Below are 11,759 nucleotides of genomic sequence, written 5' to 3'. Positions count from 1 at the left end.
TACCCGATTCTGCTAATTCTTCACTTCGATGTGGCCGCCGGCATCCAGGACACTTTCGAAGGTCACCGGATCCTTGTGCCCGGCGAGCACCAACTGGGCGGAGATCTGAAAGCTGAGGGTCAACTTGTCCTCCTGCTGATCTAAAAATGCGACGCGAACCCCTTGCAGCCGCGGCTCAAAAGTCTGAATGGTATTCCGAATGGTCCGCTCTATGGAACGTCTCGACTCAGGAAAGCCGCTCATCAGGTTGGTAAAGTCCGGAATGCCATAGTCATCCGCTATGGGCACGTTGCCCTGCCGCGTATTGAGAATTCGCTGCAGATGTTCCTGAACCGAGCGGATCATCTGCTTCGGATCTTCTGTGACCCTGCGGCTGGGATTCCTGGCCGCGAGGCGAATTCGGTCCAGCAGGCGGTGCTCTCGCATTGAATCTCTCTCATTGCGCAGGGGCGGGCTTTACGCCCGCCCGTGTGTTTGCTCCTCTCTGAAAAAAAGATACTATACCTTCGGCGCTCGCCAATCATCGCTTCCGGAGGTACCCGCGGCTTCGTGGGTCCAGGTAATCTTCCGGTAAGTGAAGGAAACATCTTCCAGGTTGGTGAAGTGAGCCAGATTCGGATCCTGGCAATTGGGCATGTAGGCCCGGATGTCGACGATGATGGCATCCTCGAGTTCGATAGTGTAATAGTGCTCCTGCTTGCCATCGGGGCTCGTCCGGAAAAATCTCAGTTGGCACTTGGTCATTTTTTCTCCGGACGTAAGGGCCGAATACAGCAAAGGAGAGGATTTATCGAAAACCTTGGTGATGACCAGCGGTCGGTGAGACCGTTGTCCCGAAGGTTGGCCGCTCTGCGGATCGGTGGGGATGGTGACCTGATGGGAAAACGCCTCGACCAGGATTTCATCCTCGTGCCCCTCTTGATACACATTGCCCACACTCTCCTGAGTAAAGGTACCTTTTGTGATCGCGCCTTGATTGGTTCCCTCGATGGTAAGATACGCTGGTGTTGGCATGCTGTTTCCTCCTCGTTCGATATGATTTTATTCTTTATCCAACTTTCCAACCAGAGATAAGGTGAAAAACGCACCCATGTATTTGAAATGCGGGCGCACTTTCATTCCGACCCGATACCAACCGGGTTCTCCCTCAACACTTTCAACCGTGACCTGGGCCTGGCGCAGCGGCCTGCGGCTCCGCACCGAGGCCGGCGGATTGTCCTGATCAGCCACATACTGGCGAATCCACTGGTTCAACTCGCGCTCCAGATCAGAACGCTCCTTCCAGCTGCCGATATTTTCCCGTTGAATCACCTTGAGATAGTGGGCCAGGCGATTGGCCACATACATGTATGGCAACTGGGTGCCAAGCTTGAAGTTGAGCTCCGCCGCCTTGCCCTCCTCGCTGTTTCCGAAGTATTTGGGCTTCTGGACCGAGTTGGCGGAGAAAAAACAGGCATTGTCACTGCCCTTGCGCATGGTCAGGGCGATAAACCCCTCCTCGGCCAGCTCGAACTCACGACGTTCCGATATCAACACCTCCGTTGGAATCTTGGTCTGGATCGCGCCCATGGAAGCGAACTGGTGCAAGGGCAGATCCTCCACCGTGCCGCCCCCCATAGGACCGATGATGTTGGTGCACCAGCGATATTTGGCGAAGCTGTCGGTCAGCCGGCTGGCAAAGGCAAAAGCGGCATTGCCCCAGAGGTAACGCTCATGGGAGTCGGAGACATTCTCCTCATAATTGAAGCTTTTCACCGGCTGGGTATCCCTGCCATAAGGCAGACGCAGCAGAAATCGCGGCGTGGTCAATGCCACGTAGCGCGCATCCTCTGACTCTCTGAAAGCCTGCCATTTGGCGTATTGCGGGCCTTCGAAGATGGAATGCAGATCTTTCAGGTTGGGCAGTTCGGAAAAACTCTCCACACCGAAAAACTGAGGCCCGGCCGCTGCAATGAAGGGCGCATGCGCCATGGCGGAGACGGCCGCCACATATTGAAGCAGCTTGATGTCCTGAGGCCCCGGCCCGAAATCGAAGTTAGCGATGATATTGCTGTACGGCTGGCCGCCGAATTGACCATACTCCGCCGTATAGACCGTCTTGTATAGACCCGATTTGGAGACCTCGGGTGAATCCTCGAAGTCTTCCAGCAGCTCTTCCTTGGTGGCGCTCAGGATTTCGATTTTGATGTTTTCCCTGAAATCGGTGCGATCCACCAGAAATTTGAGCGAACGCCAGGCCGACTCCAGCTTCTGCACCTGGGGATGATGCATGATGGCATCCAGCTGGGCGCTGAGCTTTTGATCGATTTCGGCGATGAACTCGTCGATCACCGCATTGGATATCTTGTCTATCTTGCGCCCCGGCTCGATCAGCTGGCCGAGCAGCGCCTCGACCCCTTTTTTGGCGATGGCGTAGCCCTCATCGGCGGGTTTCAGCTTCGTCGCGTTGACGATGTCATCCAGTAAGGATGTGGTCGTATCGACTTGGGCTTCGGGTGCCTCGGCCTTTTGCATTTCTCGTTCTTCAGCCATACGATCCTCCCTTTCTACTCATTGTCGAGATTGAGCTCTTTGAGCAGTTTTTCCCGTGCCGCTTCGTCCTTGACGATCTCCTGTATCTTCTTGCGGAATTCCGGCCGGTTGCTCATCGGTCCCTTGAGGGCGCTCAACGCTTCCCGCAGTTGCAGCAGCTGATTCAACTCGGGTGTATGCTGCGCAATGGCTTCGGGGTTGAAGTCCTTGATCGACTCGAATTTGAGTGACACGGCAATCTCCTTGTCCGGATCACCGGAAATCTTGTCGGCCACATCCACATCGAGTTTCAGGTTTTGGGCGCGCATCACTTCGTCGAAATTATCTTTATCGATATTGATCGGTTCGCGCTCCTCGATCATGCGGTCATCTTCCCTCATGTTGAAGTCTCCGACGACCAACATCTTCAGCGGCAGTTCCACCTCTTCCTTGGCGTCCCCGGTGGCCGGTCGATAAACGATATTGACTCTCTCCTTTGGGGCGACGGTTCCTTCTTTAGCCATGGCACTTCTCCCTTCTCGGGGTTAAAATTTAAGAAAAACGCTCCGACAGCATGTAGGATCCTGACGTTTGAGATTGAATATCTCCATACAAATTATGGGTTCTGATCGGGCGGGGATAAACCCCGCCCCTACACCAACCTATGCTACTAATCAGAATTGCTTCATAAATTTTTTCGTATGATCCTAACGGGATAACCGCACGGCCGCTGCCGCATCCAAGAGGGCGATGCGATCGAGCAACTCCGCGGCGCGCGCTTTAAGGTCATTATTGCCCCCGGCACCATACGCCTGCCAGGCGGTGGTCAGGCCTTCCAGGGCCAGATCCGGTTCCCAAACCTCCAGGCGGTAGGCGTCGATATCGGCCAGCACCTGATCGAGATGGGGCAAGGCCAAGCTGATCTTTTTCATTTCCATGAACAGTCGGACGATGGCCAGGCGCCATTGCAGGCTCTGGCGTCGGGAGGCGCTGCGGCGCATCTCCTCCTGCAACAGGCCGACGGCTTCAGACAGCTGCTTCTTGCCGGCCAACGACGCGGCTTCCTGGATCTTTGCCCCGAGCAGGTCATCCCCATCTTCCCGGTTTGCCGTGGGCGGCCTGGAAACGCCAACCGCGGGAGCGGCCGTTTCAAGACCCTGCACCCATTGAGCGGTGGCAGGATCGGCAAACGGCATGCCGTCGGAAAATCGGAGCGATGCCAGGCCTGGCAGGCGCGTAGCCAAATCGGCCGTGGCCTGGCTGACGGCGGAAGATGCAAGCTGGCAGCCGCCGCCCAGCCCATCGAGCGCCTCGACCACCCAGCGGTTGAGATCGAGCCAGAAGATGAATTGGGAGAGTTTTTGCTCGGCGTTTTGAATCAGGGCGGACAGGTTGCCCTCGGTTCGGAGCGTTTCCAGAGCAGAGATCACCTGGGGCGCGGGTGGCGGTATCTGTGTCACGCCGTCGGCGTTGGGCGGCAGGGTCGTCAGTTTGGCCCAGCAGGCGATGCGCCGGTATCGGTAGGCCAACGGGTTTTTATAATCCTGCTGCAGCAAAAAGAGGCTGACCTGGCGCAATCGCTGGAAGGCAGCATCCGCCCCCCGCCGCGCACCGACCTCGTCGGTGATGGCGCCGTCCAAGGCCCCGTCACTCGCCGCGGAAACCTGCGGCGCAATCTTGGCACCGGGTACGCCGCTTTCCTGAGCCGCAGGAGCGACCCGATTTTCTTCGGCAGGCGCGGGGGGGGAAACGGCGGGCCGAACGGCAGCAGCAGCGGTCCCGGCGACGCCCCCCGCCTCGACCGTTGCTTCAGAGCCGTCGGGTGGTGTTTCCTGCTGTTCCTGAACCGGGAAAGCATTGATGGAACGCTCCAGCGAACGCATCATGGGCGCATCGGGCATCTTTTCCGACAGTACGGCATCGATGCGTTTCACATGGGTCTTGAGGCGCTCGACCAGTTCGGCGGAAAGAGGCGCCGGAGAGAGTTTCTGCAGCTCGACTTCCATGCGGTCCAACCACCAGGTAATGGCGCCGTTGCGACCGCGCATCCGCTTCTTGGGCGGGTAGAGCTGGTCCCAAAAAGTTTCCAGCAGATCCTTGAGCAGGTTGAGGCCGGCATCCAAACCTTCGATCCGGCGGTTGATCACCAGGGCCGCGGCCAGATAACAGGCAACGGTCAGATCCTTGGATTTGCTGCTCAAGATCTCGATACCATATTCCTCGACCCGGGCCCAATCCACCTGGCCCGATGCGGACGGCGAAGAGAGCTTGTCGATTTCGGCCTGAAGCTGTTCAAATACCGGTTCATAACGTACGTCCGATCCGGCGGGATGGTCGCCGGGAATGGGAACGATTCCTAACGTGGTCAGATCCATGATTGGCCAACCTCTTCAGCAGCGCTATGATCAAATCCGTTCTGGTGGCTTCATTGCCGTCAAACGCTCCACAAAGCAATAAAATCGGCAGTTGACAGCGGTTCCTTAACCAAAACTAAAAAAATGCGCCGCGGATGCCCGCCAAGAAATATCGCGCGCGGCGTTTCCGGGCAGCAGGATGCCAGTTTGCCCTGCCACCGAAAGGCCGCATGGCTGGTCTCGACGTCCGCACCATCGCCCAAGGGAACGATCACCCGCCCCTCATGCTGCAGCGCCTGCATGCATCGATCCACCTCCGCCTGTCCCTGCAGGTCCCGTGGCGCCAAATCGGCAAAGGCGGGCGGCGGCCCTTGGATTTGTGGCGGCGGAATGCGCGTCACCGCCTCGTTCAGTTCGTTCAGGTCTGCAAACCGCTGGGTGGCCAGACGCTCGATCTGCGTCCACGTGCGATCCAGCACCGTGGGAAGCAGGGTCCAGATCTTCTCCCAGCCCTTCAAGGGTCCCTCGCCCAAGAGCAGCAGCGGATAGGGCCGGCCGATCCGGTCGCTGCTGTCGCGCCCCACGCCGCAAACCAGGGTGCCCTTCTTACTGCCCCTGAACCAGAAACGCCACGAGTAGGGCCCGTTGGAAGCGGGGCCGCGGGCCGTCAGCCCCTCGTAGCCCTTGGTCACCCACTCGGCAATCGCGTCCATCAGGGGCGTGCCGTTGTTCAGGCTAAAATAATCCATGGCGGCCGGGTGTTTGCCGATGGCCTTCCATCGCCATCCGGCGTTCTGGCGATTCAATCCCAGCATGGAGCAATTTTCCGTGGCGGTGCTCCCGGAGCGCTGTATAACAGCTCCAGTACCGCAGAATGGCCCTGAAATTGATATTTGGCCTTGATAAAACGGATTCCCATGCGCCTCAAGGCTGCCTCCTCACTGGGAAATTCATCGCGCATGAAGGTGCGTTGGCCGGTCTTGAAATCGTTCAAGAACTTGGCAAAGGCGTGATGCCCTCCGTAGGTCTTGGTCAGTGACAGGTTGCCCACCGAAATTCGAAAGAGGACGTCGCCGCAATTGCCCGGCGACCACGTGAAGGTCTTGGCCACCGGGTAGTTCAAATTCTCCAGTCGCTCGCTGCTGTCGGCACATTGGAGTTCCAATACCGTGGCGTGCGGTCGCACGGTGGCCTCTGTGTTGGTATCGGTAGGATAGGCTCTCACCTTTACCCGATAACTGCTCTGGGTCGGCCGCGCCGCGCGGGCGCCCTTGCTCAGATAGGGAAGAAAATCGCTCTCCAGGGGCACCTCCTGCCCGAGTATCTTCCTGGCATAGTAGCCTTTGCTCAGGCTTCGGCCGATGAACGGCGCGGCCGACCCTTTGATGAACTGGGTCGCGTATCCGCTGCTGCCCATCAGCATTTGCGCCACATCGGTATCCCTGCTGACATCCTGCAGTTCGAGAAGAACTTCGCGTTCCCACAAGGCTTGGAGATGGCAGGCCGTTTCGCGATTGGTGTAGGCATGCAAAAACTCGACATTGCCCTGGATCAGGTCCCAAAAAAGCCTCTCCTGCTCGTCCTTTGCATCGGACATGAGGGCCTTCATGTCATCGACGGCCCGCGTAGCCGTCAGGAATGGCGAATCTCCGGTGGCAGCCTCCTGTTGATAGAGTGCGGAGGCCATTTCAAAGGCCACCAGGCGCGATTGGGTCGCCTTGGCGGCTTCGTCCAATCCATTTAAATAAGCGGTCATCGCCTTGGCGGCATCCAGTTGGGCCTTGGCATCCATGGGCTTGCGCACCTTCACGCCCAAGGCACGTTCGGCCGTTCTGATCTTCGAAGTGACCTTTTGAGTCGCCTTTCGGATGATGCCCGCTTTTTGAAGATCGACCGCATGGGTCGTCTGGGCTTCGGCCAGCACATCCTGCCAGGCATAGGCCATACCGACCCAGGCCGGCATCTCCATTTCAGGATCGAAGGCATCGAATTCGGTGACGACGCGATCGATCAGGGAAAAATATGGACCGCTTTCGGTCGGCACCCGCTTGGCCACCACCTGCCAGTTGTCCCGTTCCTGCAGCAAGTTCGTCCCCTCGCCGAAAGAAGCGGCAAAGGCCTCCCACGATTTGAAAAACTGGCTGCGATACCAATCCGCGAAGGTCACCTTGTGGGCCGCTATGATCAAGGGATCGAATAGCGCGGACTCGATCTCGGCAATCGTCTGGTCGATGATCTTCTTGCCGTCATGGGTAAAGGCGCCCGGCACTTTGGCCTGTGTTTGCCCTGAAGCACCGCCCCAAAAATCATGCAGCGCGACCGGTTTTGCCGAAGGGTCGGCGTTCACCCATTCTGCCAGCCAGTTCAGGTTTGCACCCGGCATGGTCATCAGGTGCTTGAGCCATGTCTGCAACGCCGTCAGTTCGGTATTCAAGCGGCTTGCGTCCTGATCCCAGGCCACGGCATACAGGTAATCCGCGGCGACCTTCTTCTGGATTTCGGGGATAAGTTCCGTTCGCCCCAACACCTCCGGAGAATAATCGGCTTGAGCGAGCGCGCTCAGCCGGGACAAGTCGTCCTGGGCCAGACGCCCCTTGAGCAGATTGATCCGCCGCACCAGATGGGTCACATGGGCTCCAAAAATATGCGGCGGCGTGGACGGACCAAATCCGGTGAGCCGATCGTTCATGTGTTGATCGAAACGCTGCAGAAACCCTTTCTGGAAAAGATCCACATATTTTTGTTTTAGTTGGGCCTCGAGTTCAAGGCTTTCATCGAGCCCCAGTCGGGGAATCCACCACCGGCGATTCTGCTCCTCCACCTGAATCACGGCGTTCCGGAAGCGATCCATGGTGATCACATCCGCCAGCAGCTCGCCTTGCAACACGGCCGGTTTGCCGAACTCTTTGCGCACATCGGACAACGCAGCCAGATTCTTCACGAAGGAATAACTGAGCAATCCGCACAGCGCCACCATGAAGGCGATCCAGGCCGTCAGGCCCATGTTGCGGGTCAATTTCCGCCACTCCTGCATATGCTGGGTGGGCCGGAAAAGGTGGCGATCGGCGGGCAGGATTTTGGCAAACACATCGTGAAGAAAGAGGCCGATATCGGTCCCCTTCAACACCTCGGGGGCCTGAATGAGTCCCAACGTATTGAGGAAATGTGAAAAGGGAGTTCCCTCCTGGTGGCCGCTGCTGAAAAATATGGCCCTCAGCAGGGGGGTTTCCTGGTAGGGATTTTCCTGGAAGGCGCTGCCGACAAAAGCCGCTATCTTCTCTTTCAGGTTCTCCAACTCTTCGGGGAAGAGCAGCAGGTCCGCCGCCGAGCCGGGTGTTTTGATCCGCTGCAGGAGCAAAAGCCGCAAATCCCGCAACCGGTCGCCCACCGTGCGCATGCACTTGTCGATCACGGCGCCGACATTCGAACTCATCTCCTGGTTCAAATAGCCCATGGCCTGGTTCAGAGCCTCTTCGGGCAGCTGGGAGCAGAACTGGCTGGCCCCCTGAATCAGATCGCACTTGGTCACCATTACATAGACCGGCGATCGGGCGCCCAGGACCCGGGTCAACTCTTCGATGCGTCGCCGGATATTGCGGCCATCTTCCTGCAAGGCTTCCACCGTGGCCTGGGCCAGCCGGTCGGCGGCCACCGTGACCACCAGCCCGTTGAGCGGTTCGCGTTTGCGGAACCTGGCGAGCAGGGTCAAAAATTTCTGCCATTCGTCCTTGTCCCGGCCTTCATCCACCGGCAGTGCGTATCGCCCGGCCGTATCCAGAATGATGGCCTGTTCGAAAAACCACCAATCGCAGTTGCGTGTGCCGGAAATACCCGAGGTGTGGCTCACTTCGGCAAAGGGCGAGGATAGACGGGCGCTCTTGATGGCCGTAGTCTTGCCGGACCCGCTTTCGCCGATCACCATATACCAGGGCAGCACATAAAGGGGATTGCCATATTTTCTCAGATGGGATTTCCGCAGGGCTTCAATGGCCTCTTTCCAGCGTGCCTGAAGCTCCTTGGCCGTATCCTGCTCGGCGGGCGCCAGTCCCCTCTGGATCGACTCGTCCTGGGCGATCACCTCATGCACGAACATCTGTTCCCGCCGCCGCAGCAGGATTTTCCGAACCACGAGGGCGCCGAGGGTCAGCCCGATCAATCCGATCAAAAGGAAAAAACCGACCCACCACGACCAGCCGATCCAGAGCACCAGTCCGAAAATCAGCAGAACAAGCAGTGCCAACAGGGTCAGCAGCAACAGGCCTTTAAACACCCATATGAGAATTGGTTTCATCTACTGCACCGTACCAATGAGATTGCCGGCGATATTGCCCAGAATAAATTTATAGATCAGGAACAAGAGGCCGAAAAGGGCCACGGGCGCAGCAGCGCCCAAAAGAGTGAACCGCGACAGGGGTTCCCGTCGCATCGTGGACGGTGTTTCGGCGACTTGGACGGGATAGGCCGCTGGAAACAGCTCCTCTTTTTCCAGGCTGGGGATGCCCACCGAGCTGCCGGTCAGCAGCTTCAAGTTGGATGTCTTGAGCTGATCGAGAAGAAAATCATCGCCTTCGTTGCAGTATTGCCCGGAAAAGCCGAGCGCCAGGCACAAATAATAGACCTCGCGGACATCTCGCTGATGCGGTCCGATGGCATTGAGCCGATCGAAGAAGAGCTCGCCGGCATCGGCGGTCTGGTAATACTGTCGCTGCAACTGCTCCCGTTGCCACTGTTGCCGCCCTTCCCACTGGGACGCAAGAATCATTTCATCGACCCAGGCGAACACCGCGAAACGCGCCAAGTTGAAATCTTCCAGATTGAACTGTCCTTTTTCCAGACAGGTTTCGCTCTCGGCGATCAAGCGCTGCACGTTGGCGCGCACCTGCTCGTAAGAAAGCGGTGCACCTGCGCCATTGCGCGTGACGAAAGTGATGTAGGCGATGATTTCCATGAAGCAATCGGACAAACGCATGGCGGCTTCAACTCCTTCCCACGACCATCAGTTCGACCTTCAAGTCCTCTGGTGCCGTGTCCCAATAGAGCGCCAGGTTCTTGCTGTTTTGCACCTGGCTCCATTGATCGCTGTGATGATCGATCTGGAAATAGAGGGCATGGGTTCTCCGTGGCAGCTCCTGAGGAGGTGCGGTCAAGTGAGCGATGCCCACACCCGACAGGGATCGCGCGATCAGAATCGGCAATGTTTCCCGGCATCCGAGCTTGGCAATGCTTTCCAGCCCCGGCAACACCGCCTGGGCATCGATTTCGGTCTCCACCACCAGGAAGAAACGGTTTCGGCCTTCGAAGACCGCCGCCGGCAGATCGGTGCCGAAATAGGTGCCGTCGAAGAGCATGGGCAGGATATATTCCGGCCCCGCCGTGATCTGATCGAGCAGTTGGGTGATCAACGCCAGCGCTCCGCCGAAACAGCCGCCCAGATCGCGATGGTCGTACTCCTTGAGCCAGCGTTGCCCCTCGCGGTCCTCGCCCGTGAATCCGATATCGCCGGAAAACGTGGACAACTCTCCGATCAACTGACACAACAGGCCGTAAACATGCCAGGGGTGGCCGTACCGGGCGGCCGTGTAGTGGCCCAGCAATGAAGCATAGCGGTTCAGCGAACGCAAAGCGAGCAAGTAGACCATGTCCCGGGCACCGAATTCAGCCGAATGAAGTCCCCGGTCCCGCTTGTAGGATTCCAGCTGGCGGCTGCGCGCGCCGATTTGATCCCTGATCTCCTTGATCAATGCAAAGAGACGTTCATCCGCGCCGATGGAGACGCAGGGCGGCACGTATTTGCCCGAAAGACGCACCTGATCCTGGTCCTTCTCCAATCGGGCCAGAGGGATCAACTCATAGTCGCCCAGACGCTCCCGCTCCGATTCCCAAAAAATCTTGAGCACGTAGCTCAGGCGCTGCACATCGGCATCCGGACCGTCGAGATGAAGGTCCGGTACCTGTTCGGCGGTATGGGTCGCCACCCAGCGGGTGTTGACATCCACCACATGGCTCAGGTCGTCGATCACCGTGACGTTGCGCTCCTTGGCATTGAATTTGCGCAGACCGAGGTAGACCCCGAACGCCTGGCTGCCCTGCTCCCAATCCTTTTCGAACGAACGCGGCATCACCACCGCATTCCCGGGGTATTCCACATAGGTTGAATCGGGAAATAAGAACCGGCCGGAGCCGAGTTGAAAACTGAGATTGGCCAGGGCGGCGGCCTGCACCTCGTATTTACCGACGCCCCAGAAGAAGGGTTGCACGAACCCGTTCAGCGGTTGGCTCAGCGTTTCATGGTAACGGCTGCTCAACTGAAGGTGCTGGGGCTGCAAAAAAAGCCCTTGATGCCAAAAAAGCGGTCTTTCCATCATTTTTCCCTGCTGATTTGAGATGGTCCCAGTTCCAGTTCAATGGCCAGGCGTCCCGGTTTCGACTCTTTGGTCCGTTTGATGAACCCCTTGGTATCGATGACCACCGGAATGTCGAACAGCCGGATCATGCGATCCTTTTCCAGTGCATAGTATCCTGCGGCCAGGGCCACATACTTGGCCCCTTCGGCCCGGTCCAGGGTGACCGTCACGTCCTGGCCCGGATGCACGATCAATCGCTTGGCCGTGGCCACGCTGGCGTCGAAGAGGTCGCATTCCAGTAGTTTGTAAATGCCCTCCGTATCGTCGGAGAGTTGATTGAAGGTATTGGGATCCCTGAGCTGGTAGAGGCAAAGGACCAGGGTGTGCGGCACGCCGTCATCGAAATTGAGCTTGGGGTCGGCAACCAGATGGATTTCGATGGCATCCTTTTCATACGTCCATGTGGGTGGCGGCAGCGGTGCCGACGCACAGGCCGTCAACATCAACGCCACGACGGTCAACATCGTCAGATATTTATAGGGCATGATCA

General features: G+C 58.0%; 10 protein-coding genes. All 10 read right to left on the bottom strand.

The annotated features are described in order from the left end of the window. Positions 1 to 12: 12 nt before the first annotated feature. Complete coding sequence (tssE, locus tag DFT_RS09965; protein WP_054031051.1) at positions 13 to 426, bottom strand: type VI secretion system baseplate subunit TssE; 414 nt, start codon at positions 424 to 426, stop codon at positions 13 to 15. 72 nt (positions 427 to 498) lie between these two features. Then, complete coding sequence (locus DFT_RS09960) at positions 499 to 1,014, bottom strand: Hcp family type VI secretion system effector (protein ID WP_054031050.1); 516 nt, start codon at positions 1,012 to 1,014, stop codon at positions 499 to 501. A gap of 27 nt (positions 1,015 to 1,041) precedes the next feature. Continuing rightward, complete coding sequence (tssC, locus tag DFT_RS09955) at positions 1,042 to 2,532, bottom strand: type VI secretion system contractile sheath large subunit (RefSeq protein ID WP_054031049.1); 1,491 nt, start codon at positions 2,530 to 2,532, stop codon at positions 1,042 to 1,044. A gap of 14 nt (positions 2,533 to 2,546) precedes the next feature. Continuing rightward, positions 2,547 to 3,035 (bottom strand): type VI secretion system contractile sheath small subunit, encoded by a 489-nt coding sequence (tssB, locus tag DFT_RS09950; protein WP_054031048.1) that lies wholly within the window; start codon positions 3,033 to 3,035, stop codon positions 2,547 to 2,549. Positions 3,036 to 3,218: 183 nt separating this feature from the next. After that, complete coding sequence (gene tssA / locus DFT_RS09945; RefSeq protein ID WP_054031047.1) at positions 3,219 to 4,886, bottom strand: type VI secretion system protein TssA; 1,668 nt, start codon at positions 4,884 to 4,886, stop codon at positions 3,219 to 3,221. 59 nt (positions 4,887 to 4,945) lie between these two features. Continuing rightward, positions 4,946 to 5,680, bottom strand: coding sequence for a TagF domain-containing protein (locus tag DFT_RS09940; protein WP_054031046.1), 735 nt, complete (start codon positions 5,678 to 5,680; stop codon positions 4,946 to 4,948). Beyond that, on the bottom strand, positions 5,668 to 9,156 hold the full coding sequence (locus tag DFT_RS09935; protein ID WP_054031045.1) for a type VI secretion protein IcmF/TssM N-terminal domain-containing protein: 3,489 nt from the start codon (positions 9,154 to 9,156) through the stop codon (positions 5,668 to 5,670). Before DFT_RS09935 ends, DFT_RS09940 begins: the two co-directional genes overlap by 13 nt. Continuing rightward, positions 9,157 to 9,834 carry a DotU family type IV/VI secretion system protein gene (locus DFT_RS09930; protein ID WP_054031044.1) on the bottom strand — a complete coding sequence of 226 codons (678 nt, stop codon included), beginning with the start codon at positions 9,832 to 9,834 and terminating at the stop codon, positions 9,157 to 9,159. A 7-nt stretch (positions 9,835 to 9,841) separates the two neighbouring features. Next, complete coding sequence (tssK, locus tag DFT_RS09925; protein ID WP_076750493.1) at positions 9,842 to 11,230, bottom strand: type VI secretion system baseplate subunit TssK; 1,389 nt, start codon at positions 11,228 to 11,230, stop codon at positions 9,842 to 9,844. Then, positions 11,227 to 11,754 carry a type VI secretion system lipoprotein TssJ gene (tssJ, locus tag DFT_RS09920; RefSeq protein WP_054031042.1) on the bottom strand — a complete coding sequence of 176 codons (528 nt, stop codon included), beginning with the start codon at positions 11,752 to 11,754 and terminating at the stop codon, positions 11,227 to 11,229. The genes tssK and tssJ overlap by 4 nt, the downstream gene beginning before the upstream one ends. Positions 11,755 to 11,759: the final 5 nt, after the last annotated feature.

This window comes from Desulfatitalea tepidiphila, assembly GCF_001293685.1.
GTDB classification, from domain to species: Bacteria; Desulfobacterota; Desulfobacteria; order Desulfobacterales; family Desulfosarcinaceae; genus Desulfatitalea; species Desulfatitalea tepidiphila.
Note: the sequence above shows the minus strand (reverse complement) of the source record. Positions and strands in the feature narration are given on the sequence as shown.